Raw genomic sequence first — 23,787 nt, 5'->3', positions numbered from 1 at the left:
CATCCTTGGAGTAGTACTGGGTAGCCTCGTTTATTACTGTCCTCATTAATATTTATGGCGCTTTCCTTTTTTAACCCGTACCGCAAAGCAACCATCAAAACTGACGATTCCGTTAAAATACTTTTAGGTAGGCTACTTTTGAGTAAGCCCCATGTTTTTTATTGAGTCGATTATGGCTTGAATGATGTTATATCTATAAAGAAATTATCCACAATTACCTTGAGAAAGGAATTGTGGATAAGGAGCTATTACTATTTACTTACGCTTCATATACTGTGGATATGTATGGAAAGTTAGGTCAAAAAAGATGCCATAGCTAATTCGTATTATATAAAAATGCGCAATACCAAATTACAAGATTATCGAAATTATTAAAAAAAGTTTTCGAAGCAATCATAATTTCGTTGCTTTACAATTTTACCATCTCTGAATTCAAAAAATTGCGCAAAATATGCCTTCATTTCATCACCGGTTTTCAGCTTTCCTAATGGAATTGCTAGCCTACCAGTCCAAATCGCTTCAATAACAACTGTATCTCCACAAGAATATGTTTTTATAATCTCGTAGTTTTGAATTGAAATAACCTGCTGCCCTTTTATTGATGCATCCTTTATAGCATCCAGGTTTCTCTCAACAATCTTTTTTGTTAATAAATTAGGATACTCAATTTGATTTGCGGATTTATCATAAAAATTATTAAGTTCCTCTCCTATTTTTCCTTCACTTACTGCCTTAATAAATTCGATTGCCAATTCAACATTTTTGTTTTCCACTTTCATCCCCCCTTTGAAAACTTCAAACATCTGTAATACTGCACAATATCATACTAATACGTAGAATATTAATCCACATTTATACTTTACCATATAATATAGAAAGAAGCCCACCGCAACAGCAATAGACTTCTTTTCGACAAATGGTGGAGGCGGGGCGTACCGTGCCATATCCACAGTACCTAAGCGGACGTAACACACGTGCATAAAAAGGATACTCACCTTCTTAACGACGAGTATCTTTTTCGTGTTGTTGTTTCATCTCTAAAATTTCCTTCTGCTGCCGGTGGACTGAATCCCACCACTCTTGTCGGGCTTTTTTATCCGCTTCTCGCTGCTGAATATAACGCTCATGGGCTTCCTTCACCACGTCCCTTGGGGGTGTAGGTGTTGATTGATTATCTAGAGGGGTGGGGACTATTACAACTGGCCTTTGTTGTGTCTTTTCCTCGGAACCTTTACTAGGACTCTCAGTTGTTGCGCTTGGTGTCTTTAGAGGTTCATGGTGACCTGTACAGCCTACTACTAGCAACAATACCAAGGATAACATTACCATCATGCTAACCTTTTTCATATGGCTACAACCGTTTTCTCTAACTCTAAAACCTCTGGCATTTCTTCGAGTAGTTCACAAATCATTTCATCTTCCATTTCCCTTTTTTCATCGTAGGTTTCCGAACGAATTTGAACAACCTTTTCCAGGAAAGAATCGAAAGCCCTTTCGTTGTTCGGAAATTCTACATTTCGTACGATCGCATGACTATTGTAGATTTTGCACTTGAATATCTCCTTGGCAACATGCCGGGGCATGTAGGCTGTTCGTAGAAGTCGCTCTCCTTGCAAATCCCAAAACTGGTACCGAAACCCGCCTCCCCATTTATTACAAATTACCAGAATATTGGTAAGCATTCGCATCCGGCTGTCTAGATTACGAATGTTTGGAGTGGTCATGAAGAGGCTACAGCATAATTTCCTTAAATAGAAAAAAAACTGGGTCATATAGATATTCGATCCCTTGCCAAAAAGTCTACTATCCAGATTTACATGGGCTTCGTCCAGCACCACGATGCTATTGGGAGACTTGGCTACTCTGAAAAAATCTTTGTAGCTTTTAAGCTCTTTGGAGTCCTGCAGACCGTAATTGCTGTATAGGTCAACTGGAACACCTAGTCTTTTTGCTCTGGATGCAAAATAGTGTGACAGTACGCTGGCACCAAGTGTTTTCCCCTCACCCAGATTGCCCTGAAATAGCCAGACAAACACGTTACTTACCCCCGTTCTTTATCGCGTTATTTAGCATACGTTTATCCACGATCTGCCCGGTAAAAAAGCTGTTTATGACATCCAGGAATACTCTTGGTGGCGTTAAATCCTTGGCCATTTTTGTCAATGTGGTAATAATCGGTTTGAATTCTTTGTGTCCTCTCTTGGCTCCAAGATATTCCAGTAGGGCAATATTTTGCACCTGCATTTCTGTAAGAGGGGTTCCGTGGTGCTCCATAAATTTTAGGGTTCCAACCAATTCCCCGATTTGTGGATTGGAGCTAAATAATTCCCCGGACATGATATCTTGTAATGATTTTCCATCGTCTCTTTCAGCCATTACCTATACCTCCTGAAAGTACATTTCATATCTCCACCTAGTTCCCTAGCAAATACAATATTTAGGCATTGCTTACATAGAGGTTTAGAGGTGCCCGGCAAAATTATAGCACCGGGTTTACGGCACCAAGAGCAATATACTATCATCCTCTTTACCCCCTTAAAAGGAACACAGTTATAATTAGCGCAGCCATCATCACATAAAACTGTATATTGGTTGCTCGTGATGAACTACCGAAGTTAAACATACTTTTCAGGGCTACACTTTTTTCTAATTGGGCTATACTCTCGCTCTCGGCCAGGTAATTACCTTCCCACCCATAAATAAAGGCTCGACCACCTTCTGGATAATACTTTATCTCTGCATCTGACCTTGGTAGAGTTAAATCTCCGGTTTTAACCGATTCTTCGGTTAGTTCCGTGATAGGTATAACCCGAATTTCCTGCTCTGATATAAGGATTACATCATCTATGACAGATTTTTTTTTGCCAAACATTAACTCCTATTCCTCCCCCCGAAAAATCTGTTGTAGATGTAAATGGACGGCAATACTGCACAAGCAATGCCAGCTGAAATACCAAAGGCCGTGGCGAAGAAAAAACTCACAACCATTCAATCCCCTCGCTTCCTAATATTTACCTACTTAAATTTTATAGTTTACTGGACCGAATGGTAATGTACAAAAACTGCAAACTTTTTGCAAAAAAGAAAACTCCCAGGGGATATCCCAGGAGTTTTAAAAATAATGCAAATCTGCGGTTCTGCTGCGTCTTTGCGGAACTGCGGTTTTTGTAGTTACTGAACAGTTAATATGCCAGACCATTGTCCTCTACTGTGGTTACCAGCTTTTACACGGCAGAGACAAGGTTTCGGTACCGTTGCTGACGTGCTCGTCACAGTGGATTTTTGCCATGTGGCACCGTCATCTACACTCACCTCGATCTGGTAGCCGCTAGCTACTCCTAAAGGGTTCCAACTAATAGTTGCAGTGTTACTATTACTACTTATTATTCTTAGCCCACCTGGGGCCTGATATGGTCTTTCCAATCCCGCCCAGTCAGACTCTGCTATTACCTGCCAATCCCATGTACTCGGGTTATATACTCTTATTTGATATTTGTAGTTAATACCCACCGTGACGTTTTTATCAACCCAACTAAAGTATTTTTTTTCTCCATCTGATATGTCTTTGACCTGCATCCATGTATCTAATGATGTATCCTTTTTCCACAGTTGTACCTCGCCTGATAAGTCCTTGTCACCCTTCGTCCAGTCAATCCTGACATTTCCTTCGTCTTTTGGCCAATACACACTAAATATAGTTGGTTCTGGCGGCTTAATGTTTATAGTAACTACGTTTGAGTATGGTGAATGTTGGTTGCCAGATACAGCTTTAACCCTGTAGTGATACGTTCCTTTTGGTAAGTTTAAGTCCTTATATGATGTGGACGTGGACAATATTTCAGCCAAAGTTGTAAAGGTAGCTCCATCAATTGATTTCTCTAATACATAGCCTGTAGCATTATCTATGGTTGTCCATGATAAGGATACGTTAACATCACTATTCATATTCCCAATTAATTGAGGTTCCTTCAAAGGCGGTTGAATATTTATTGTAACTACATTTGAGTATGGCGAAGCTATGTTACCAAATACAGCTTTAACCCTGTAGTGATACGTTCCTTTTGGTAGGTTTAAGTCTTTATATGATGTAGTTGATATTTCAGCTATCGTCGAAAAATTTACTCCATCAATGGATTTTTCTAATACGTAGCCGGCCGCATCATCTATAGTTGTCCATGATAAGGCTGCATTGATATCATTATCCACATTTATACTTAATTGAGGTTCCTTCAAGGTATTCAGAGGCGTATATCTTAAGATTTGTTTTATAACACCACTACTTAAATTTTTCCCCCCAATAATGTAGATACTATCATCTAAGGAAACCGAAGATGTATAATACCTAGCCGTTGGAAGTGCTTCGGTCATTTTCTTAATATCGTAGCTATTTGGGTTAAATTCAACTATGCTATCATATTCAAGGGCCGTTCCGCTCATAACTGACGCCCCCCCAAAAAGATAAATTTTACCATTCAACAAAGCACTAGACATACAATATGTTGGGTTAGGTAATTTTTGTATTAGATTTGTAATAGTTTTTGATTGAGGATCAAATTCTAGAATACTATCAAACGTTACTGTATAATCGTATCCACCAAAAATATAGATTTTACCATTAGGAGCTGTTTCAACGGATGGATATGTTATTTTACTAGGCAACTTTGTTGATATTATCGTAACTGTTTTATTTTGAGGATCAAATTCTAAGATATCATCATACATAACAGCTGATCTATCATTACCACCAAATATATACACTTTCCCATTTGGTGCTACCGCGCTAGCCATGCCTAGTATGGGCTTAGGTAGTTTAATATTAAGCTTTATAAGTAATTCGCTTGTTGGATCAAATTCATATATGTCGTCTACTGCACTATAGACAGACCCGCGTAGATAATGACCACCAAATAGATATATTTTATTATTAGTAGCAACTGCCGACATGTGAGAAATAGGGTCTGGAAAAACAATAGGGAGTACCGTTTGTATTAGTTTATCGCCGCTCTTTTCTATTTTAATAATATTATTACTGAACCCCGAGCTTAAAGCACCACCAAAAACATAAATTTTATTATTAATTACTACCGCTGGTGCATTACTTTTTGCTGGAGACAATTCTCCAGCGGTGGTTATTGTTGCATGTGCTGGTTGACTGTATCGACTAATTAATATGACAGCAATAAGTATTATAGATATTACTTTACTTTTATTTTTTAATCTTACCACCATTTAACACCATCCTTTAAAGCCAAGTAAATACCATAACACTTTCTCGTTACTAACACGGTCAGTATTATAAATGCCCCCATAACAACAGATGTAATTAATAATCTCCATTGAGGCCCCAACATTGACACTGGCCCTAAAAAATAGTCAAGATTTAATCCCCTTGCAGCCATGTGAGAAGCGTAATCTAACCTATCTCTTGTTGCTAAAAGAATACTTATTACTGGGCTTAAAAATGTGTCCACTATCCTCTGAAACAATTTATCTCACTACCTTTCTGACCCAGCTATGCGTATTATCGCATATGCTGTAGCCATCCAAACAAACACTGCTATAATAGCCGCCAAAGTGTTAAAGCCTGTCTTTGATAACAATTTTATAACCTCATCCCATCCACTTTGATAAGCATGGGGAAGGTAATAGTAATCTGTACTACCGGAAAAGCCCATTAAAGAAGAAAAGGTTTGGAAAATCCCTGCCACTACTCCCCATACCAATTTGAACAATCCAAATATAACCTGTACAACTAGCACAACTATGTCAAAAACCTTTGCTATTAAATACCATACCCCTTGAAAAAATAAGATTACTGTTTCAAATAACTTAGACAAAAAGTTTTTTAACGCTATCCAAATATCTTGAATGATGCCACTAAAAAAATTAGCTATAGAGACAATGGCATTGACTATTTCCCTTCCAAGACCACGAAAAAATTCATACATGTCTAATTTCCCCTTTAACTGGTCAGCTATCTAATTAGGGAAGCTGATCTTACTATTATATGGGCGGTGTTGGTGTGAGTGGTGGATCAGGTCTTAATGGTGTATCTCTAGCTATTGGATTATCTCTGTTTATTGGTTCATCCCTTGTTATCGGATTATCCCTTATAACTGGGTCACGAATTATAGGTCTATCTTTAATAACCGGATCTTTGTTTAATGGATTATCCTTTATTACTGGATCACGGGTTGCTGGGTCATCTTTTATGACAGGCTCCTTCTGTTTTGGTGCATCTTTATAGACAGGATCTTTATCCAATGGGTTGTCCCTAATGGTTGCTGGATCGTGAGGCATAATAGTTGGATCTGGATTTATAGGTAAAGGGCTTGGGCTGTCAATAAAAGATGGTAAATCTTTTTCAGGTCGATTGTAGTTATATGGTTGCTGCGGAGGGTCATTTAATGGTGGTAGTGTTGCATCAAAAGTTGGCCTATTTAAGCCAGTAACTCCGATAGGTTCTACACTTCTAGGAGTCGTAATATATCCTTTTAACTGCCCTAAATCGCCTTGAATCACATTTAAGTGCGAATTTGATGTATCTAATCTATCTATAACATTACTTAGTCTGTTATTTGCAGTATCTAACCTATTTATAACATTGCTTAGATTGCTATTCACAGTATCTAACCGATCTATAACATTGCTTAGTCTGTTGTTTGCAGTATCTAACCTATTTATAACATTACTTAGCCTAGTATCTATATTATCTAAAGCTGTTAATGTATGTTCTTGATTTCTTGTAACCTTACTAAAATTAGTCGTCATAGCATATACAGCATCATATTGGTTACTAATAATTCTCTTTAGTAATTTTATTTCTGTGTCGCCCGGTTCCGGTTCTGGGTCTGGGCCTGGATCTATTCCCCCGCCAGCATCTGATGTATTCGGTTTATCAAGGAAAACTGTGTAGTTATTCGTGTTGGTACCAGAATTAAACCAAGCATATCTAACCCCGGTTGAACTACCTGTTGTCAGTTTGATGTAGGCAAAGAAAGCATTCCCAGGAGCTGTTATATTGCCACCTGTCGTAGTAACTTCGGAAAGTAAGGTAGTGTTATCAGAGGCGTAAAAAACAACTTTAACATTATCACCGGGCCTTAAACCCGCTGTCTCTGTATTAACAGTTGCTAGGTAGGGTGGCGGTGGCCCATTCATGTTTGCCCTAATACAGTTAGCACCAAATACACTACTATTAGGTATGTCTAATCTAGCATAAGCACTATCTGCTAGGGCTGGTGATTGAATACCTAATGTTAATAATATTGCTATTAAAATTATTACATGCTTTTTGATACAATCACCACCTTACTCTACGTACAAATGATAGTTTCAACAACGCAGTTATAGCAAAGGTGCAAATAACGACAAAAAGGATTTTTATATTAGGCATGATATTTTGCACTTCTGCAAAGATATCTTCTTTAATTGAATCAAGCGTTAGTGGTACCGGAGCGGGTAAGGTTTTTGCCATAAGATTGGCTTCTAGGCTTTTATTGCCGTCTGCAAGGTTGGCGCAGACACTTAGGGTATAGACGGTATTTTCTTGCAATTTATTGATCTCAAATTTTGTTTTAGCGGTATCTATAATTAAATTTCCGTCAACAAAAACACTGTAAGTGGTAGCATTTTTCACTGGTTCCCATTGTATCCATATTTGGTCGGCTGAATGGTTGGTCATTGTAAATCCTGCCGGGGCGGTTATTTCGGAGCAGGTAAACTCCAATACCGTGGATAATGGACTTTCATTATTTTCGTTTAAGGCAGATACAGCCACCGCATGTCTACCAGGGGAGAGGTTAACTAAATCAGCCGCCTGGATGCCTTCTTGTGGTTCAACGTCGGCGACGGCTCGCCCATCAACGTACAGCCGATAAAAAAATATGTACTCTTCCGGTTGATTAGGTACCCAGCTTAATTTGACATTGTCCTTTTTTACCTCGCTTACCTTAATTCCCCTTGGTGCCGATGGAGCTGGTGGTAAGGTATTAAAGGTAACGATGGAGGACTGGCCGCTGTAGCCACTAGAGTTGTGGGCTACTACATAAATGTCATGCACCATAAATGGTCTTAGTCCGGTCAGTGTGGCTGCTGGGGAGCTGCTGGCTGTATACTGCTCCCCGTTAACGTACACGCTGTACTGGGTAGCTGTGGCCACGGGTAACCATGTTACTGTGGCCGTGGCATCGGTTATGCCGGACACTGTAATGTTAGTAGGGGTTTCTGGTTGTAAAGTTGGTATACTACTTTCTTCCTGCGATTCTGCCCATGCTGGCACTGACAATAATAAGCAAAGCATGATTGCCAAGATTATTTTCCTCATCCCTTAATCCCCCTATCTAATGCTGGTCATGATGGAGTGTACATATTTTTGGGTTTCCTTGTATGGTGGAATTCCATTATATTTATCTACCGCCCCAGGGCCAGCGTTATAGGCTGCCAATGCTTTTGGTATATTCCCCTGGTAACGATCTATTTGCTGTTTCAGATACGTGGCCCCACCAAAGACATTTTCTTTGGGGTTATATGGATTGACCCCCAAGGCTTTGGCAGTGCTGGGCAGCAGTTGCATAACCCCCACAGCTCCTTTAGGTGACCTAGCTGCTTGGTTCCCAGATGATTCCGCATTAGCTACAGCACCCAATAGTCTAGGGGATATACCTACTTCGTTGGCTGCCCAAATGATTAATTCATGGATATCATGCCTAAAGACATTTACTTTGCTTAAGATTCTTTTTGAAACCTCTGGTACATAGTTTAAAGACTGTTCCTTTGCATTAACTTCCGCAGGTTTTACTAAGGTTTTATTGAGACTGATACAATCAACGCTGGCAACTTTACCTATACTAGGACTTATGACTCCACAATCAATTTGATTTGCAAATGCTACATTGCTTATTGCTAAAGTAACTATAATTGAAAGGATGAATACCTTCCCCCTCATAAATTGCCTCCTTATAACCTAAGAAATAGACTTCGTGCTAGACTTATCAACAAAGGACTTGCCTTCAACGCCAATCCAAAAGCAATAATACTACCTGCCGGTTTTACCATCTCACTAACATTTTTTACAATTTCCGAAACACTTACATCGGTTAAAATTATTGGCGAAAGTCTAATTTCCACTTTATTCGAAGGGATTAGATATTCTTCGATAGAAGCTACAACTTCAAAGGTATAAGATACCCCTGCCTTCCCTATGTAGGTATAATTTTTACCATTAGTAGTACCTATTTCTTCCCCATTTACATTTATTAGGTAATAATCTGCTACTCCTGACCAAGATAAATTTATATTGTTACCCTTTGCTGACGCTCTTAATTCTGGTTTAGGATAAGCTTCTGTAATTACCATTTGCACTGGACTCATAAGACTCTTTTCGCCGTCTGAATTATAGGATTGTATGGAGTAGGAATAGATTGTGGCTGGGGTTAGTTTTGGGTCAGTGTACATCGTTTGTGATCCATTAACCCAGGCAATTTCCTGTCCGTTACGATAGATAATGTACCCCGCTAACCCAGGATCGGAGCTGGCTTCCCATGATAGTTGTACTTCTTCATGGGAGTTTGGTATTGCCATAAAATTTTCAACCGGTGATAGCATAGTTTTTGCGGAAACTGGATCACTGCTTTGGATGTCTTGATCACTAAATATGGCCTTGATGGTATAGGAGTATTCGCTATTCCCTTGCACTTTTGTATCTACATATTGAGTGCCGCTAGCTCTGGTAATTTCCACACCATTTCGAAAAATGATATACTCCGTGGCTTTTTCTAAGGTATACCAACTTAGTTGGATAAAATTATGGGATTTTTCGGTTATTTTTAATACTATTGGTTTTTTAATAACCTCATTAGTGTCGGACAATACTAATCCAGATTTTATATATAAAGTTGGTCGAACAGGACTACTAGCTGTGACGGTACCCACCTTACAGGTATTACTAGCACTATCAGCATTCCATACATACCTAGAATCGCTACTAACGGGAGATCTTGTCCATGCATACAAAGGGTTTCCATTTAGGAACAATGATTTATAACTAAAAAATTCTTCGTAACTGATTAATCCAATTTTACATTTAACGTTATTTTGTACAATTCCCCTATCATTTTTTATAACCCACAAGTAATCTTCTATTAGTTCTTTTTGAGTCAAATTATTATAAAAAGTATTATTAAGATAATATGCTATGTTAGACGCTCGATTTGGATCAAAACGTTGTCCCCATCCAGAATCAAAGGGTCGATTACCATCATTATTATTAAGTATGATATAGGTTGTTTCATCTGTATGATCTAGTATCATCCACTGTTTTCCTGAAAAGGTAATTACCCTCCCCGGTTCAGCCTCACGTAATAGAGTTTCCGCAAATGATACAGTAGGGAAGGTAATTAATATTGCCATTATAAAAAAAAATCCTAAACATTTTTTCACTAAACCAATTTTAATGCTGTGTCTTCCACCAACCTTTTTTCCCACAAGTTAACACCCCATATAATGTTATTTGTATCTAGATAAAGAAAAATGCCCCATTTCTAGCCAGATACGACAACCTACAAAACCAATAATTTCAGACATGATTTTACATTATTTTCGAAACCAATCACGAAACGGATCATACCCAATAAAGTCATAGAATTTCCATTTAAAGCCTGACCCTATTCCACCCCAGTATGAATGTCCATCACGTATATGATACTTTTTTGCCTTCCAATGGACATCCCTAATCAATTTAATTAAGTCTGGTGCAAATACTAATACTATTGAAAATAAAATATAATTCGATATATCACCACTCTTAAATATTTCTTTAACAAACACAACAAAGTCTGAAAAACTTAGACCTAGGTTCATCAAAATAACCCCTTTCAATTTGCAATTAATACAAAATGCGACCAATTGGCCGCATTTATTAAACCCATTTATTTACTTATCGGGCACCAACGGCCCAGATATGTGCCCGCTTTTTTTGTACTCACTAGAAGAGTAGCGTAAACGCCACTCTTCTAGTAGCATTTAGGGATGAGGGATTACATTTATTATCTGTGGGCAAAAACAGACTTTATTACGCCGATAAGCTTAGGGACAACCAGCAATCCTAGAGCAAAGGCAATAAAAGGCCCTAAAATCGTGAAAAGTTCTGTTACATGCGGCCACATATCCGCAATTGAAATACCTAAATCTAAACTAGTACCCATCTGAAATTCCTCCTTATTTTATAGTTTTTCTAATTACAAAAATCAGCCTCGGAGTCACCGCAATGGCCAATATAGTGACCATGAAAGGTGCAAAATAATAAAAGATAGTATTGAGATAGCTGAACACATCGATATTATTAATGTTAAGTTCCATTCATTGTAAACACCTCTTTTATTGGTTAAATTTTCTAAGAATATTTACTATACCTGTTATAAGCAATACAGCTAAAGATATACCAATATATGGAACCAATACAGGCCAAGCAAATTTAAATATTTCGATCACTTGTTCATAGAAAAGGTTCGTGTCTAACATCGGTAGAGACATAATCATTACCTACTTTGATAATTTCTTATTATGTTAATAAGACCCCCAAAGACAAATAATGCTAGCAAAGCCCCTATAAAAGGGAATAGTAACGGCATTAAACTGCCAAATACGTTTGCGAATTGTCTTATAACCTGTGTCATGTCAATGTCAAAAGACATCCCATCACCTCCCGAACCTTAGAAGAGCCGCCAACAAAGACATTCCCAGGGAAACAATTCCCACCGCTTTTATCAACAGCGGACTAGAGAAAAACCACATCACGGCAGCAGAGAAGTTGTAATCCATAGTTCCACCTACCTGAAAACCCTGGCTAGTCTAGTAACTAGGTAAGCAAAGACAAAAGGTGTTAAGAAAATAAAACTGTAAACTGCTAGCAAACTGTTACCATCCATTATCGGTTGCATTAAATATAACCCTCTTTGTCGGCTATTTCGTAAATTGTTTTAAACCCAAGTATAGTGGCTATTACAACCAGTATGCCAGCGATTAACATTTCTCCGTAGGACATGCTCTGGATAACCAGAAAAATACCATGAAGGGTTTCAACTTTATATTCCATGATTTATCATCCCTTGGTAATATCTTACTTTTAGTAGCTATTATAAACAATGTCATGATTCTGTATTGTTTCTGCACCCTAATTTAACGATTTTTTAAAATTTTATATAGTCTTAACCTTAATTTAAAACACCAAATATAATACTGTTTAACAAAAAAAGAGCTACTCATTATTAGTAGCTCTTACATCTTAACTTCTAGTGGCCTTCTGGTGGAAAAATTCCCCACTATAAGTAGGAATACTATAAATTCTTGCGGGGCGACCTTTAGTATGCTTTTGGTTGCATATTATATCACCTGAATTAACTAGGCTTTGTATTACTTCACTTATTTCTTTTTTTGTGCAACCGCATCCAACTATAATGTTTGTTAATTTGTAATGTCTTAACGAGCCAAACCTCTCTAAAACCGTAATAATTCTCTTTCTCATTTTATCATAATCACTTTTGTTATTATTTGTATAAAAATCCCATCTGTCAATAACTAAGTCCCGTATGTTGTAAATTGATCTTTCTGAGTAACCCATTTCATCAGCAACGGCACTAATATTCATACCTTCCAAGTATCTCTTTTCCGCAAACTTCTGGCAAGGATCATCAAGTAAACTTACAAAGCTCTTAACCTTTTCTTTAAGATGTTCCGGTAGGAACCGGAAGTTCTCTAACATAACTGGATCTTTCCTTCTAGACATCCCCCGCACCCCCTTTATTATTAGAAGAAACTTCGTTTCTAAGATTCTTCGACATTTCTTCCTTGAAGTCTAGGTACCGTTTAAGCAGCCCCTTGGACATTTCGCTTTGCTTTATCAGGTAGAAGGATAGTCCCCCGGCCATAACTCGCCTGTCGCTATAGCCGTCCCGCTTGGCTTGTCTTAGCAGTAATTCGCTTGGGACTACTTCAAAGCCGGTTATTGGTGCAGTTTTGATCAGGGCAACATATATCCTATTTTGTAGATATTGCTGGCACCACTTGGCAAACTGAACCAGAGTGTATTTGCTGGGGTTAAAGTAAAGGCAACGGAATGGGTTTATGCCGTATTTGGCAATTTTGACGTATTTTTCAATTGTAGTGTCTATATTAGTCATATTTTCACCTTCTTTCGTTAACTCCTTACCCTTGGTGGTACCTCTCCAATATGGGCTTATTGGATGCTAGTCTGTTTTCCTTCTCCTTGACCTTATCCGTAAACTTTTGCTCAGCGTAGTAGTTTCGTACGATATCTATGGCAAAGTCCATACCCACGGCTTCGCCGTATTGGTGTATTTGGGAGTAATCAACAGCCAGCTTAGAGAGTAGCCCATATATCTGATTTACTGTGGCTTCAAACGCTTGTGGCATTTTTTCGGTAAATTTAACAGTGTTTTTTACTATGAACTTGACCGCCTGTATTTTTTTCCAAGCCTTTCTTGGTTTTGTGCGCTCGGTGTGCCATTTATTTTTTGCCTGGATAAACCGTAGGCATTTGCTGGTTAAGTACTCCCAAAGAACGTTTAGACTTTCGCTATTTAGTTGGCTAAATTCTGTGATTCCCAAATCTTTAAGCTGCTGGCGTTTCAGTTCAAATTCTACTCGCCAGATGTCTTTTTCTATTCGCAATCCCATGTCCTGCCACCACTGGAGTAGGTAGTCCTTTTCCGATACCCGTATTTCAGTTTTTTTCAGGTACACCCGGCTGTAGATTGACTTACCACGCCTACCAAAAGTGAAGCCAGTAAACTGCCGGTACCGCTCAAAGCCTTTGGCATCCAGGGGTAATAATTTTTCATAGTCATCTTCGGTTGCCGGGGTGTGAAAATCGGCGTGCTTTGATGTCCGTATAAAGTATTTTAGATGGGCAGGGGTTAGAAAAAGTTCGTCTGAGTCACAAAATAGATCCATCCGGCTTAAGCGTCTTGAAGAAATGTCCAGTTCGAGTATGTATTTGCAAAAGTAGTCTACTTGCTCTATGCATTTTTCATAACCATGTTCGGCTAGAAATTTTGATGCTAGCAGGATATAGAGAGGAGAGGCCATATCCATGACGCTTTCTGTGTGGTACATGCCTACCTTGAAATCGTCGTTGCCTACTACGTATTTGTACTGGGTGTTTTTGATGCCTGGGTATATGCCCAGTGTCAGGCCTGTTTCGCCTGACACTGGGCTGCTGCGGATGATTGTTTTGCCCATTTTTTTTAGTTCGGCAATGTGGTCAATCCATTTTTTCAGGCTCACTTTTGATTCATCTTTGATGAAAATGGAATAGTAGATTGTATCTATCCCCCCGACAACCGAAATGATTTTCACCTCCTCTGCCCATGATGCAGATGCTAGTTACTGTTAGATGAAGATGAATTCATGTTTAGGTTCTTGGTCTGGCCAGTTTTCGATATAGGTTTTGGTTACTGCTTCAAACGATTTTTCCACTATTTAGGTTCCTCCTTTGCGTTATCAAAATGAGTCCAAAAAAAGTGCGCTTAACGCCTTGTGTTTAATGGGCTGGTAGGTATTTTCTGTGGCGTTTGGAGGGGGGGGTTTTACTATGAACCCCCCCACTATTTTTTTGAAACCTTTTTTTAAAAATGAAGGCTGGATTTTGGCGGTTAAAGGGCGAAGGTATTTGATCCTTCCATCAAGGGACAGCGCGCTTTCAGCGTCTTAGCTATCCCCTGGTGGTTGCTTCGCCCGTTTTGCGGTCCATGCGGCTGCCGCCGCTTGGTTCTTAGATAGATTTCTTTACCAATGCGGGAATGTGATTCGTTAGTTAGATGGTCAACTGTCGGATACTGCACGCTAACGGGACAACTTCTTGGGTCTCCTGTAAAGATTGATTGAGTCTTTCTTTTCTTGGCAATCCCATTCTGTGTGGTGTTCTAATCCTGGGCATCTTTTAGGCCAAAAAAAGCACTCTTGGCATTTGGTTGCTATATTGGGAAGGAGAAACAATTTACTCAAAAGAATCTACCTCCTAACTAAAAGGGGATATCATCACCATTAAAGCTAATTTCGCTGGCAAAACCGCTGTTAGTGGAGTCGCCACCCTGGTTGTCCTTATCCTTATCCTTGGGCCAATCAAGGAATTTAACATTTTGTGCCAATATTTCGGCAGCTTTACGGCGTATTCCCTGATTGTCGTCATAAGAGCGGATCTGCAAACGACCTTCCACAGCTATTAAGCGGCCTTTTGCTAAATTATTGGAGCATATTTCTGCTAATTTTTGCCAAACAATAACATCAATAAAATCTGTCTCTTTATCACGTTCCCTGTTATAGTGAGGACGATCTACTGCTATGTTCATTTTTCCGACTGCTTTGCCACTCTGGGTATATCTTAATTCTGGGTCACGGGTTAAACGACCGATAACGATAATTATATTTAGCATGATAAACCCCTTTCTAGCTTCGACAACATTTTCTGATATGGAAGGATTAGCCTGTCCAAGTACTGGCTATACCGTATGGCCTCCGGTGATGATAAGCCGTATTGTTTGACTACAACAGGCAACTTTTTTTTAGCTATCTCTATTTCTTTTAGCAACTTTTCCATTTTCCACCTCAATCTTTTGTGGTAAAATTCAGGTTAGGATATTTAATAAGTTTTTTCTTTTGCCGTATAGCCTTTGGCTAATACGGCATTTTTTTATTTAGTTAGTACAAACTTTTACTGGGTGATCAATACCACACCAGTGGCCCCATTCTCCGAGGACCAACCCTGGAATTAATAAGCAAGTAAACACCCCGCCTCCTGCAGCATCTGGCTTTTCCTGCAGCTTTTCGCATCCATAGCAGGTGTCTTTTATAACCATCACCCCTTTACTTCATGATTGTGTTGCGAACTAATTTTTGTACATCCATTTTTCACATGTTTGAATAATTGCTAAAACTTCTGGTTCTAATCTGGTGTTTTCAACTACCGTTTTTAATGTTTGAATTAGAGCGACCTCACAATATACTTCTCTATACATAGCTTTGTTTATATTGTTTAAATCTGAGAAAAGTTGAGCATGTAAGTCCATAAGTTTCTCTAATTTTTTGTTCCTCCGCAACCTATAAGACTTCATTTTTTCACCTTCCAGTGACGAATTTGAATGTTATGTTCACTAATATAATTGTTTAAGCAAAGACAAAGGGCAAGTCCCCAATTATTAATTGTGAGTTCTTATAATACTTTTTTAAGTATAGTTCCAACTATGTCTAAAAAATTTAGCCTAGTATTGTAAATGAGTTGTTTAATACCTGGAGTATCCGTAATCGCAACCATTTTATCAAAGCCATCGTTATCAAGTTTCTCAAAGATTTTACGAAAAGCAGATACATTTTCAATATGAGCCTGTAGTGGCTTTACTAAGGTTTCATAATTCTTGTTTTTAATAATTGCCCTAGCCGCAAATATACCACTACCTAAAGCTGCAATTGCACCTGTTCCTGTAAGTCTTTCCGTTAAGCCTGCTGTACGCCCTGCTAATAATACATTATCAACCTGAAACTTCTTCACCTTACCTGTTGAAAAGGGGGGTAGAAGCATTTGATACTTTAATTCTAAATGAGATAAGCCCCCTTGCTTTATAAAATTGTCAAATAGCTTGTCTGTTTCAAATTTATCCTTACCAATATTGTAGAGGTCAACGATGGCATGAAATGAATCAAAGGGAGTAAGTCTAGCATAACCTTCACCTGCATATTCAGTATTAAAATAAATGGTTGTAGAATCGGTCTTAAAATGTCCTAGAGTAAGGGCACTCCATATATGAACTTGCCCAGAATCCTCCCAGACACCCAGTTCCTTTGAAATTTTTTCATTTCCTGTAGCAACAACCACATAGTCATAATTTTGAGAGAGTTCCTTATAGTCGGCTGGCCGATTATAAAAGACGGGGGTATTTTTAAGCATATTTAGAAGCTGATTTTCCAGGGAACTTTTCCTTTTACCACGAGAATAAAAATAGCCTAGATTTCCTGTTATCTTTACCTGTTGGTTTGGTGACTTCATAATCAATTCTGTGCAGGGCGAGATTGGTTGAATGTCAATTTTATATATGTCCTTAATGTATTCTCTAATGTTACCACCCATAGGAACCTCTAAAATATTGAGAAGTAAAATTACAGAGGGCCACTCCCAGCCAACTGTTTCACCACTCTCAAAGAGATGGGGAATAACGCCCAGCCTCTCGCATTCTAATGCACATGCCAAACCCGTCGGCCCTCCACCTATTATTGCTATTTTAGGAAGTTTATTCATATCATCTACCCCGTGAAATGTTAAGAATGCTTTAACATATTTTTTCACGGATTTTGCTTTTTTATTTCACTGTTATTAGATAAGATTGTGACGCATTTTTTAGCTAATATTCACTAATCTATTAAATAGATTTTAAAAACCTTTTTTTCGCCAGATCCCCTATAATTAATTACATAACGATAATAATGGCCTTCTCCATCCACACCATAAGAACCAAACCAATCATTTATAACTGTTTTAGGGTTAAGGTAATAATCTAAGACTAACTTGTATTGTTCTTTGGTCATTTTCCCACTTTCTAAAATATTTAAGATTTCATTTGGCATTTTAATTAGCTCCTTTGCCGTTCCATTTAGCTGGTACGTCCCTTACTTGTAATATGCAGTAATTAATACGATGGACAGGTAGTATCACAAGCACCACAAACAGACTTTCCTACGCAAAGAGGTTTAGGTGGTTCATCCAAATCCATGCACTTAGAGCTTGGGTTTCCGATTCTAATTCTTTCTTTACTACAAATGCCATTTTTATTGTGGTCACAGCGAATTTTCCCACATTCAACTGTAGTCATATCACCACTCCTTTACCTCGTCACATTTAGCAAATATGAACTACTATCGATTAAATCTAGGAAAAACAATACAAATTAAGAGGCCGGAAAATATACAGCCTATAACAAATCCACCCCAAAAAATCAACGCTTTCTCATAACAGGTATTTTCCATAAGTCATTACCCCTTAGTTCCGCTACATGCAACTGGCGGCTGTGGTACCGGGTGTATAACGCCCTTTTCAAATTGCCACTCAAAAATGATAGAGTCAGCACTGTCTGTTATGATAACCCGTTGAATAATTCCGATTTGAGCAGCTGGACCCTTAGTTAATCTTAGTACAGCAAATTTTGCTAGTTCTAGGTCATGGACTAGATATATTTCTACATGTTGATTTTCGTCCTTATCCCACCAGTAAACCGAAAAACGTTCCATAGGTTACCCCCTTATCATTTTAGTGAACCAGTTATCTAACATGTTTTTGTGAATCACATAACCCCTCCCTGTCCTAGTGCAGGGTATACCTGTTTTGCTTTGGAGGTATTGACGACAGTGTTCTTTTATGGACTCTTGAGAGATTCCGGTTCTAAAAGATGCCTCTTTGACCGTTAGGTAGATTTTCTCAGTCTCAGGAATTTTATTTTTAATTAACATTTCCACGATAGCTAACATATATTGCGGTTCCATCGCGGTTACCGCTAAGTTATTGCGGAATTGCGATTCCGCGGTTAATGAAAGTTTTGGTAATATTGTTTCTTTATCGCAATGCGGTTCCACTGTGGTTACTACGGAATGGTTGCGGCCTTGCGATTCTACCTGTGCTGCTTCATCTACGATAATGGGGTTGTGGGCGTAATTGCTGCTTAAATAATGCAAAATTTCCGGTTCAGCCAATCCCTTACTGGATAGGTTAGATATTTCCTCAAATATTTTAATGGCTGCCGGTTCATACCTGCGCTTTCTGCCCTCTCCCCTGTAGGGAATGTAGTTATGAAACTTATCGCGGTAGAATCTTACGGTACTTTCGGGAAATCCTGTCACCCTTGAAATATCTGCAATGGTTAAGCTAGTTTTTTGCATAGCCTGTCCCCTTTTTCTTTAGTAGGATATTTAATAAATTTTTTTGCCGTATGGCCGCTGGCAGACACGGCATTTTCTATAAATGTTTGGGCCTACTTTTTGGTCTTTTTCCATACAGCATGGTAAGATACTCTTCACAGATTCCCTTGTATCTTTCCTCTGGTAATTCCAGTAAGATAACTAATAAGGCATCATAATACGAAATAGCCTCTTTAAAGCTCACTTTCTCTGATAAATGATCCCCCTTTGCCGCACATTCTGCCGATCTATTGGCCGCACGCATAAGGTTTTTATTAACTACTTGAATCATATTTTTGGAAACCACGACATCATGATCTGGGAGCTTATATCCCATAGTTAGTTTCTCTTTGACCTGGCCACTGGACAATGTTTTCACCTCCCTTCTTAACTCGATAGCTTCAGTACAGCAGCAAGATACTCGGCAGCCGGGGTTAAATACTCTTCCAGGGTTTTCGTAGCTGGTCGCTCGTTGATTAGGTAACGTTCTTTTTCCTCGCCGGTTTTCTTGTCCATAACGATTACTAGGGTTGCTTCATAGGACATTTTTTAGATCACCTCTGTTAGTTAGCTAACCAATAAGGCTCTTAATCCTTTCCAGAACTTCCCTGCGGCCTTTACTCTCTGGCTTAACGTCCCAACCACGGTCATAATGGGCAATAATCTCGCCGCCACGCTTAATGGTTAGTTTAGAAATTCTGCCACCGTCTATGCCATTAGTGGAAGGATGATCATAAACTTTGGCTTCAAAGTCGTACCCCTTAAGCTGTCCATGAACCCAACCTGATGGTTTAAAACGCCCTAAAAATAAATTTTTCAAAATATTTTGCATTGAGTTACCCCCTAATGGAAAAAATATACAGGAAGATTTCTGTTACTATAGAAACTTATCTCTATAAATAGCGGGATTTAGATACTAGCCTGTCGCAGTTCCAAGTTTAGTTGACGGTCTGTAAATCCTATAGGCATGTAAAATAACATCAACACCAACTTTATACACACTGCTTAATTTTTCAGCAATATCTAGTGACATTCTGCGTTCGCCTTTTTCGATCAAAGACAGGTAACTTTTAGATATCCCAATGGTTGCTGCAACTTCTTTTAACGTTCTATTTCCACGCAAATCTCTGAGGCTTTTCAACAATAATCACCACCTTTGGTTTGCACTTTGTCAACTAATTTAAACTAAGTATAGTTTGCTAATTGTCAACGGTCAAGTGTTTTTTGCATAAAAGTACACACTTTGTAAACCGTTGTTGAGTTTGCAAATAGTAAACAATATAATTGTTCTGAGGTGTTTTTATGAGTAAATTTCCTGAAATACTTAAGGGATTAAGAGAATTGCGGGGACTTTCCCAAAAGGAATTAGGTTCTTTTTTAAATCTAAGCAAATCTACTATTTCTCTGTATGAATCTGGGAAAAGGGAACCTGACTATATTACGCTTGATAAGATCGCTAACTTTTTTGGTGTAACTACTGACCTCCTGCTGGGAAGAACTGAGGATACTAGGATTATAGTTACCATGCCTCCGGCTGTTTCTCCTGAAAATTTAGCATTCTGGGAGAAAATAAAAAACCTCCCGCCTGAAAAGCGGAAGGCTATTGAAATTTTGCTTGGTGCAGACGACCAGGCTGCCGCTGCTGAGGGAAAATAATGGTTCTCGATAAAAGCCCTCCCAGTGGCCAAAAGACTTGCTAGGCAAGCAGTAAATCAAGCAAAGTCGTTACTACGGCAACCAAAAAAGTAAAATAATCAACTAATTAACTAATAATCATAATAGACACTACAATGGAGGGATATTATCAGGGGGAGTAAATTATGTTAGATTTAGGATTCACTGTGTTTGATTTGATTTATCCACTTTCAGTTATATTTGGAATATGTTTAGTTGCAATTTTAGCAAGAAAATTATTGCTTTCAGTAACTGAATTTATTGCACTAAGCATTAAAAGGCTTATATTTAACCCTATCTCCAATCATTTTGAGGAAAAGAAAGAACTTAAGTTAGAAAACGAAATAAATTTCAAGCCATCTGATGACATAGAGGAAAAACTCCGGGAAGTAGATCAACTGAAAGGTGATAAATTTGAGATATTTCTCAAAAGAATGTTTAAGGACCTTGGTTATTATGTTGAAATGACAGCCCGTGTTGGTGATTATGGGGCTGATTTAATCCTGCTTAAAGATGGCTATAAAATATCGGTACAAGCCAAAAGATACAGTAAAAATGTAGGCTTACGGGCTGTTCAAGAGGTTTATGCCTCCTTGGAAAGATACGTTTGTGATAAAGGAATCGTTGTTACCAATAGTTACTTTACCCAAAGTGCCAAGAATCTTGCAAATGATACTAAGGTAGAGTTATGGGATAGAGAAAAATTAAAAGAGGTTTTGCTTTCTATTAAAAAGGCTGGTTAGAAAAGAAAACAGGTAGCCTGTCAAAAGGCTGCCTGCTCTTGTTCTGCCTACTGATTGCCCGTCGGAAGAAATTCAACCTTTAACTTCATACCCATGCCGGAAGCCAGCCGCTGGAGCGTCCGCAAGGACGGGTTAGCATTTCCGCTTTCCAACTTACTGATATCGCCCTGTGCTATGCCGGTCTTTTCGGCAAGCTGCTTTTGAGTAAGCCCCATGCTTTTCCTTGCGTCTATTATGGCTTGAATGATGGTAAACTCCGGCTCCAGCGCATCATATTCTGACCTAATCTCAGGGTCTTTAAGTTGCTCATTCAGGAAGTCATTAAACTTAGTCATTGCTTATTCTCCTTTCTACTGAGGTATTCAGCCCGATAGCGTTTAGCTTTCTCAATCTCGGCGGTGGGGGTCTTTTGTGTCTTTTTGATAAACCCGTTTGTAAGGATAACCCGACTGCCCACAAAGAAGAAGTAAAGAACGCGGGATATATCAGAGCCGACCTTTGCCCGTAGTTCAAAGAGACCACCTCCAAGCGGCTTAGAACACGGTTCTCGCAGTTCTGGGCCGTTGTCTGCAAGCATTTTAACGGTTCGCAACATCTTAGCTCTCATTTTCTTATCAAGGCTCAGAATAAAGTCTTTCGCTGGTTCCGTCCCATCTTCTTTATCATAGAAGATCACTTCAAAATCTTGCACCATCCACCCACCTCTAATATAGGATTTATCATATAATGATTATATAGTATATATCCTATATAATCAAGCGTTTTAGAAAATATTTTGCTCTTAGAGGCAAACTTAATGGGGGACTCCAAATGCTCAAGGGTGCCATCTACGCTAGATACAGTTCCGACAATCAACGTGAGGAATCTATTGACGCTCAGGTATTTGAAATTAAAGAATATGCTAGGGCAAATAACATCGCAATTATAAAGGTTTACACCGATGAAGCCAGGTCTGCCACCACAGATAACAGACCCGGCTTTTTAGCCATGATCGCCGATGCTAAAAAACGGTTATTTGATGCCATTATTATACATAAGTTAGACCGATTTGCCCGGAATCGCTATGACTCTGCCGTCTACAAGCGAGAATTAAAAAATGCTGGTGTTAAACTAATCTCGGTAACTGAAAAATTGGATGGCAGCCCCGAGAGCGTGATACTTGAAAGTCTCCTTGAGGGCATGGCAGAATACTACTCTAAGAACCTGGCCAGGGAAGCAATGAAGGGCCTAAACGAAAATGCTAGGAATTGTAAGCACAACGGTGGCCTTCCTCCTCTGGGCCTTGACGTTGATCCCTTCACCAAACAATATATTCCCAGCGCAAAGCAAAAAGAAATAGATGCTGTTAGATTAATATTTACGATGTTCCACGATGGTAAAGGATATACCCATATTATTGAGGAATGTAATCTGCGCGGATACACTACTAAGCTAGGAAACCCATTTGCCAAAAATAGCTTACATGCAATCCTCAGAAATGAAAAGTACATAGGAACATATGTATATAACCGCAGCGCAAGCAAGGACAGCAGTGGCAAACGAAATAACCATCAAAATAAATCTGATGATGATATTACCAAGACTACAGATGCTTTTCCGGGAATTATTGATAAGGAGTTGTTTCTTACTGTGCAAGAAAAGATGGATGAAAATAAAAGGCAAACAGCAAGATACAAAGCAAAGGCTAACTATCTACTCACGGGTTTTATCTTTTGTGCTGAATGTGGGGCGGCTTTGGTAGGTAATTCCAGTTCGTATAAAACAAAAGAAGGCACTACTAAAAAATACTATTACGACTGTAATAAAAAGAATCGTCAACGGGATTGTAATAACCCACAGACAAAGAAAGATTTGGTGGAGAATATGGTTCTTGAAAAAATGTATCAAGAGATATTCAACGAAGACCAGCTTTCAGTTATTTGTAAAAAAATAAATGAATACAATCAATCTCAATCCAAAGAAGTTAATGAGGAATTAAGATATTATAAAAATGAGCTGTCTGAAACTGATAAGCAACTGGATAACCTTGTAACTGCTATTGCAAGCGGTGCTCCTTATGAGCTTTTTAATGAGAGGATTAAAGATCTGCAAAATAAAAAGGCAAACCTTGAAACGAGGATTTTAGAGGTAGACATATTATCGCGCAGGGAATTGATTACTGAAGAAATGATTAAAAACTACCTAGACCAACACCGCCAAGCCGTTGAGGAAAAGGATATTGATGCCTGTAAAAAATTTATCCACAACTACGTTGAAAAGGTAATCGTGGATAAGGATAATATCACTATTCATTTACACTTTAAGTACTGTGGATATGTTGGTGGAGGCGGGGCGTACCGTGCCATATCCACAGTACCTAAGCGGACGTAACACACGTGCATAAAAAGGATACTCACCTTCTTAACGACGAGTA

General features: G+C 38.7%; 33 protein-coding genes. 3 read left to right on the top strand and 30 right to left on the bottom strand.

Annotated elements, in window-relative coordinates; translation table 11 throughout:
- Window positions 1–371: 371 nt before the first annotated feature.
- The 28 genes from BUA78_RS17515 to BUA78_RS17390 all read right to left on the bottom strand — a co-directional run bounded on the left by BUA78_RS17515 (window position 372) and on the right by BUA78_RS17390 (window position 20,098).
- Complete coding sequence (locus BUA78_RS17515; protein WP_072917137.1) at window positions 372–773, bottom strand: nuclear transport factor 2 family protein; 402 nt, start codon at window positions 771–773, stop codon at window positions 372–374.
- Window positions 774–999: 226 nt separating this feature from the next.
- The gene (locus BUA78_RS17510) at window positions 1,000–1,347 is read right to left on the bottom strand and encodes a hypothetical protein (protein ID WP_072917136.1); all 348 of its coding nucleotides are present in this window, start codon (window positions 1,345–1,347) and stop codon (window positions 1,000–1,002) included.
- Window positions 1,344–2,036 carry a zonular occludens toxin domain-containing protein gene (locus BUA78_RS17505; protein WP_072917134.1) on the bottom strand — a complete coding sequence of 231 codons (693 nt, stop codon included), beginning with the start codon at window positions 2,034–2,036 and terminating at the stop codon, window positions 1,344–1,346. Before BUA78_RS17505 ends, BUA78_RS17510 begins: the two co-directional genes overlap by 4 nt.
- A 1-nt stretch (window position 2,037) precedes the next feature.
- The gene (locus BUA78_RS17500) at window positions 2,038–2,376 is read right to left on the bottom strand and encodes a hypothetical protein (protein ID WP_072917133.1); all 339 of its coding nucleotides are present in this window, start codon (window positions 2,374–2,376) and stop codon (window positions 2,038–2,040) included.
- Between the two features lie 151 nt (window positions 2,377–2,527).
- A complete protein-coding gene (locus tag BUA78_RS17495) occupies window positions 2,528–2,872 on the bottom strand; it encodes a hypothetical protein (RefSeq protein WP_072917131.1) in 345 nt (114 codons plus the stop codon).
- 299 nt (window positions 2,873–3,171) lie between these two features.
- Entirely contained in the window at window positions 3,172–5,229 is a 2,058-nt protein-coding gene (locus BUA78_RS17490) for a Kelch repeat-containing protein (RefSeq protein WP_072917130.1), read from the bottom strand.
- A gap of 266 nt (window positions 5,230–5,495) precedes the next feature.
- The gene (locus BUA78_RS17480; RefSeq protein WP_072917127.1) at window positions 5,496–5,948 is read right to left on the bottom strand and encodes a hypothetical protein; all 453 of its coding nucleotides are present in this window, start codon (window positions 5,946–5,948) and stop codon (window positions 5,496–5,498) included.
- A 55-nt stretch (window positions 5,949–6,003) separates the two neighbouring features.
- Window positions 6,004–7,161, bottom strand: coding sequence for a hypothetical protein (locus tag BUA78_RS17475; RefSeq protein ID WP_072917126.1), 1,158 nt, complete (start codon window positions 7,159–7,161; stop codon window positions 6,004–6,006).
- Window positions 7,162–7,303: 142 nt separating this feature from the next.
- Entirely contained in the window at window positions 7,304–8,326 is a 1,023-nt protein-coding gene (locus BUA78_RS17470) for a fibronectin type III domain-containing protein (RefSeq protein WP_072917125.1), read from the bottom strand.
- Between the two features lie 12 nt (window positions 8,327–8,338).
- Window positions 8,339–8,947 (bottom strand): lytic transglycosylase domain-containing protein, encoded by a 609-nt coding sequence (locus BUA78_RS17465; RefSeq protein ID WP_072917124.1) that lies wholly within the window; start codon window positions 8,945–8,947, stop codon window positions 8,339–8,341.
- 11 nt (window positions 8,948–8,958) lie between these two features.
- On the bottom strand, window positions 8,959–10,485 hold the full coding sequence (locus tag BUA78_RS17460) for a fibronectin type III domain-containing protein (protein WP_072917122.1): 1,527 nt from the start codon (window positions 10,483–10,485) through the stop codon (window positions 8,959–8,961).
- Between the two features lie 108 nt (window positions 10,486–10,593).
- Window positions 10,594–10,860, bottom strand: a complete 267-nt coding sequence (locus BUA78_RS17455) for a hypothetical protein (protein ID WP_072917119.1) — start codon at window positions 10,858–10,860, stop codon at window positions 10,594–10,596.
- Window positions 10,861–11,045: 185 nt separating this feature from the next.
- Window positions 11,046–11,204: a hypothetical protein gene (locus BUA78_RS20350; protein ID WP_175549066.1), complete on the bottom strand. Its 159-nt coding sequence runs from the start codon at window positions 11,202–11,204 to the stop codon at window positions 11,046–11,048.
- Between the two features lie 734 nt (window positions 11,205–11,938).
- Entirely contained in the window at window positions 11,939–12,094 is a 156-nt protein-coding gene (locus BUA78_RS20345; protein ID WP_175549065.1) for a hypothetical protein, read from the bottom strand.
- Window positions 12,095–12,283: 189 nt separating this feature from the next.
- Window positions 12,284–12,784 carry a hypothetical protein gene (locus tag BUA78_RS17450; RefSeq protein ID WP_072917116.1) on the bottom strand — a complete coding sequence of 167 codons (501 nt, stop codon included), beginning with the start codon at window positions 12,782–12,784 and terminating at the stop codon, window positions 12,284–12,286.
- Window positions 12,777–13,178, bottom strand: coding sequence for a hypothetical protein (locus BUA78_RS17445; RefSeq protein ID WP_072917114.1), 402 nt, complete (start codon window positions 13,176–13,178; stop codon window positions 12,777–12,779). Before BUA78_RS17445 ends, BUA78_RS17450 begins: the two co-directional genes overlap by 8 nt.
- 25 nt (window positions 13,179–13,203) lie before the next feature.
- Window positions 13,204–14,376 (bottom strand): hypothetical protein, encoded by a 1,173-nt coding sequence (locus tag BUA78_RS17440; protein ID WP_072917112.1) that lies wholly within the window; start codon window positions 14,374–14,376, stop codon window positions 13,204–13,206.
- A gap of 665 nt (window positions 14,377–15,041) precedes the next feature.
- Window positions 15,042–15,452 carry a single-stranded DNA-binding protein gene (locus BUA78_RS17435; RefSeq protein ID WP_072917109.1) on the bottom strand — a complete coding sequence of 137 codons (411 nt, stop codon included), beginning with the start codon at window positions 15,450–15,452 and terminating at the stop codon, window positions 15,042–15,044.
- Window positions 15,446–15,616: an aspartyl-phosphate phosphatase Spo0E family protein gene (locus tag BUA78_RS21125; RefSeq protein WP_084082489.1), complete on the bottom strand. Its 171-nt coding sequence runs from the start codon at window positions 15,614–15,616 to the stop codon at window positions 15,446–15,448. The genes BUA78_RS17435 and BUA78_RS21125 overlap by 7 nt, the downstream gene beginning before the upstream one ends.
- A gap of 289 nt (window positions 15,617–15,905) precedes the next feature.
- Window positions 15,906–16,130, bottom strand: coding sequence for a hypothetical protein (locus BUA78_RS17425; protein WP_072917107.1), 225 nt, complete (start codon window positions 16,128–16,130; stop codon window positions 15,906–15,908).
- A 98-nt stretch (window positions 16,131–16,228) separates the two neighbouring features.
- Complete coding sequence (locus tag BUA78_RS17420; protein ID WP_072917104.1) at window positions 16,229–17,308, bottom strand: NAD(P)/FAD-dependent oxidoreductase; 1,080 nt, start codon at window positions 17,306–17,308, stop codon at window positions 16,229–16,231.
- A 113-nt stretch (window positions 17,309–17,421) separates the two neighbouring features.
- Complete coding sequence (locus BUA78_RS17415; RefSeq protein WP_072917103.1) at window positions 17,422–17,634, bottom strand: hypothetical protein; 213 nt, start codon at window positions 17,632–17,634, stop codon at window positions 17,422–17,424.
- A gap of 405 nt (window positions 17,635–18,039) precedes the next feature.
- Window positions 18,040–18,294 carry a hypothetical protein gene (locus BUA78_RS17410; protein WP_072917100.1) on the bottom strand — a complete coding sequence of 85 codons (255 nt, stop codon included), beginning with the start codon at window positions 18,292–18,294 and terminating at the stop codon, window positions 18,040–18,042.
- A gap of 3 nt (window positions 18,295–18,297) precedes the next feature.
- A complete protein-coding gene (locus BUA78_RS17405; RefSeq protein WP_072917098.1) occupies window positions 18,298–18,939 on the bottom strand; it encodes a MerR family transcriptional regulator in 642 nt (213 codons plus the stop codon).
- Window positions 18,940–19,015: 76 nt separating this feature from the next.
- Complete coding sequence (locus tag BUA78_RS17400) at window positions 19,016–19,327, bottom strand: hypothetical protein (protein WP_072917088.1); 312 nt, start codon at window positions 19,325–19,327, stop codon at window positions 19,016–19,018.
- Window positions 19,328–19,344: 17 nt separating this feature from the next.
- Entirely contained in the window at window positions 19,345–19,503 is a 159-nt protein-coding gene (locus BUA78_RS20340) for a hypothetical protein (protein WP_175549064.1), read from the bottom strand.
- A 25-nt stretch (window positions 19,504–19,528) separates the two neighbouring features.
- Window positions 19,529–19,789 (bottom strand): DUF7678 domain-containing protein, encoded by a 261-nt coding sequence (locus BUA78_RS17395; RefSeq protein ID WP_072917085.1) that lies wholly within the window; start codon window positions 19,787–19,789, stop codon window positions 19,529–19,531.
- A gap of 84 nt (window positions 19,790–19,873) precedes the next feature.
- Entirely contained in the window at window positions 19,874–20,098 is a 225-nt protein-coding gene (locus BUA78_RS17390) for a helix-turn-helix domain-containing protein (protein WP_072917083.1), read from the bottom strand.
- Window positions 20,099–20,259: 161 nt separating this feature from the next.
- Between BUA78_RS17390 and BUA78_RS17385 the strand changes: the two genes are divergently transcribed.
- Together BUA78_RS17385 and BUA78_RS17380 are read left to right on the top strand one after the other, a co-directional pair.
- Window positions 20,260–20,613: a helix-turn-helix domain-containing protein gene (locus BUA78_RS17385; RefSeq protein ID WP_072917080.1), complete on the top strand. Its 354-nt coding sequence runs from the start codon at window positions 20,260–20,262 to the stop codon at window positions 20,611–20,613.
- A gap of 164 nt (window positions 20,614–20,777) precedes the next feature.
- Window positions 20,778–21,374, top strand: a complete 597-nt coding sequence (locus tag BUA78_RS17380) for a restriction endonuclease (RefSeq protein ID WP_084082487.1) — start codon at window positions 20,778–20,780, stop codon at window positions 21,372–21,374.
- Window positions 21,375–21,421: 47 nt separating this feature from the next.
- Here BUA78_RS17380 and BUA78_RS17375 read toward each other — a convergent pair whose 3' ends face one another.
- Both BUA78_RS17375 and BUA78_RS17370 read right to left on the bottom strand, forming a co-directional pair.
- Window positions 21,422–21,709 carry a helix-turn-helix domain-containing protein gene (locus BUA78_RS17375; RefSeq protein ID WP_072917078.1) on the bottom strand — a complete coding sequence of 96 codons (288 nt, stop codon included), beginning with the start codon at window positions 21,707–21,709 and terminating at the stop codon, window positions 21,422–21,424.
- Window positions 21,706–22,065 carry a type II toxin-antitoxin system RelE/ParE family toxin gene (locus tag BUA78_RS17370; RefSeq protein ID WP_338011634.1) on the bottom strand — a complete coding sequence of 120 codons (360 nt, stop codon included), beginning with the start codon at window positions 22,063–22,065 and terminating at the stop codon, window positions 21,706–21,708. The genes BUA78_RS17375 and BUA78_RS17370 overlap by 4 nt, the downstream gene beginning before the upstream one ends.
- Before the next feature lie 119 nt (window positions 22,066–22,184).
- Between BUA78_RS17370 and BUA78_RS17365 the strand changes: the two genes are divergently transcribed.
- Window positions 22,185–23,744, top strand: coding sequence for a recombinase family protein (locus BUA78_RS17365; protein ID WP_072917074.1), 1,560 nt, complete (start codon window positions 22,185–22,187; stop codon window positions 23,742–23,744).
- The last annotated feature ends 43 nt before the right edge of the window (window positions 23,745–23,787 follow it).

The sequence above is a fragment of the Desulforamulus aeronauticus DSM 10349 genome (assembly GCF_900142375.1).
In the GTDB taxonomy this organism is placed as follows: domain Bacteria; phylum Bacillota; class Desulfotomaculia; order Desulfotomaculales; family Desulfotomaculaceae; genus Desulfotomaculum; species Desulfotomaculum aeronauticum.
The sequence above is the reverse complement of the archived record's forward strand: the minus strand, read 5'-3'. Positions and strand labels throughout refer to the sequence as shown.

What these genes read in the sequence shown, in the direction of transcription:
- BUA78_RS17510 (WP_072917136.1), bottom strand. Translation starts at nt 1,347, where the DNA reads ATGAAAAAGGTTAGCATGATGGTAATGTTATCCTTGGTATTGTTGCTA.
- BUA78_RS17500 (WP_072917133.1), bottom strand. Translation starts at nt 2,376, where the DNA reads ATGGCTGAAAGAGACGATGGAAAATCATTACAAGATATCATGTCCGGG.
- BUA78_RS17495 (WP_072917131.1), bottom strand. Translation starts at nt 2,872, where the DNA reads ATGTTTGGCAAAAAAAAATCTGTCATAGATGATGTAATCCTTATATCA.
- BUA78_RS17490 (WP_072917130.1), bottom strand. Translation starts at nt 5,229, where the DNA reads ATGGTGGTAAGATTAAAAAATAAAAGTAAAGTAATATCTATAATACTT.
- BUA78_RS17480 (WP_072917127.1), bottom strand. Translation starts at nt 5,948, where the DNA reads ATGTATGAATTTTTTCGTGGTCTTGGAAGGGAAATAGTCAATGCCATT.
- BUA78_RS17475 (WP_072917126.1), bottom strand. Translation starts at nt 7,161, where the DNA reads ATGAATGGGCCACCGCCACCCTACCTAGCAACTGTTAATACAGAGACA.
- BUA78_RS17470 (WP_072917125.1), bottom strand. Translation starts at nt 8,326, where the DNA reads ATGAGGAAAATAATCTTGGCAATCATGCTTTGCTTATTATTGTCAGTG.
- BUA78_RS17465 (WP_072917124.1), bottom strand. Translation starts at nt 8,947, where the DNA reads ATGAGGGGGAAGGTATTCATCCTTTCAATTATAGTTACTTTAGCAATA.
- BUA78_RS17455 (WP_072917119.1), bottom strand. Translation starts at nt 10,860, where the DNA reads ATGAACCTAGGTCTAAGTTTTTCAGACTTTGTTGTGTTTGTTAAAGAA.
- BUA78_RS20350 (WP_175549066.1), bottom strand. Translation starts at nt 11,204, where the DNA reads ATGGGTACTAGTTTAGATTTAGGTATTTCAATTGCGGATATGTGGCCG.
- BUA78_RS20345 (WP_175549065.1), bottom strand. Translation starts at nt 12,094, where the DNA reads ATGGAATATAAAGTTGAAACCCTTCATGGTATTTTTCTGGTTATCCAG.
- BUA78_RS17450 (WP_072917116.1), bottom strand. Translation starts at nt 12,784, where the DNA reads ATGTCTAGAAGGAAAGATCCAGTTATGTTAGAGAACTTCCGGTTCCTA.
- BUA78_RS17445 (WP_072917114.1), bottom strand. Translation starts at nt 13,178, where the DNA reads ATGACTAATATAGACACTACAATTGAAAAATACGTCAAAATTGCCAAA.
- BUA78_RS17435 (WP_072917109.1), bottom strand. Translation starts at nt 15,452, where the DNA reads ATGCTAAATATAATTATCGTTATCGGTCGTTTAACCCGTGACCCAGAA.
- BUA78_RS21125 (WP_084082489.1), bottom strand. Translation starts at nt 15,616, where the DNA reads ATGGAAAAGTTGCTAAAAGAAATAGAGATAGCTAAAAAAAAGTTGCCT.
- BUA78_RS17425 (WP_072917107.1), bottom strand. Translation starts at nt 16,130, where the DNA reads ATGAAGTCTTATAGGTTGCGGAGGAACAAAAAATTAGAGAAACTTATG.
- BUA78_RS17420 (WP_072917104.1), bottom strand. Translation starts at nt 17,308, where the DNA reads ATGAATAAACTTCCTAAAATAGCAATAATAGGTGGAGGGCCGACGGGT.
- BUA78_RS17415 (WP_072917103.1), bottom strand. Translation starts at nt 17,634, where the DNA reads ATGCCAAATGAAATCTTAAATATTTTAGAAAGTGGGAAAATGACCAAA.
- BUA78_RS17410 (WP_072917100.1), bottom strand. Translation starts at nt 18,294, where the DNA reads ATGGAACGTTTTTCGGTTTACTGGTGGGATAAGGACGAAAATCAACAT.
- BUA78_RS17405 (WP_072917098.1), bottom strand. Translation starts at nt 18,939, where the DNA reads ATGCAAAAAACTAGCTTAACCATTGCAGATATTTCAAGGGTGACAGGA.
- BUA78_RS20340 (WP_175549064.1), bottom strand. Translation starts at nt 19,503, where the DNA reads ATGTCCTATGAAGCAACCCTAGTAATCGTTATGGACAAGAAAACCGGC.
- BUA78_RS17395 (WP_072917085.1), bottom strand. Translation starts at nt 19,789, where the DNA reads ATGCAAAATATTTTGAAAAATTTATTTTTAGGGCGTTTTAAACCATCA.
- BUA78_RS17385 (WP_072917080.1), top strand. Translation starts at nt 20,260, where the DNA reads ATGAGTAAATTTCCTGAAATACTTAAGGGATTAAGAGAATTGCGGGGA.
- BUA78_RS17380 (WP_084082487.1), top strand. Translation starts at nt 20,778, where the DNA reads ATGTTAGATTTAGGATTCACTGTGTTTGATTTGATTTATCCACTTTCA.
- BUA78_RS17375 (WP_072917078.1), bottom strand. Translation starts at nt 21,709, where the DNA reads ATGACTAAGTTTAATGACTTCCTGAATGAGCAACTTAAAGACCCTGAG.
- BUA78_RS17365 (WP_072917074.1), top strand. Translation starts at nt 22,185, where the DNA reads ATGCTCAAGGGTGCCATCTACGCTAGATACAGTTCCGACAATCAACGT.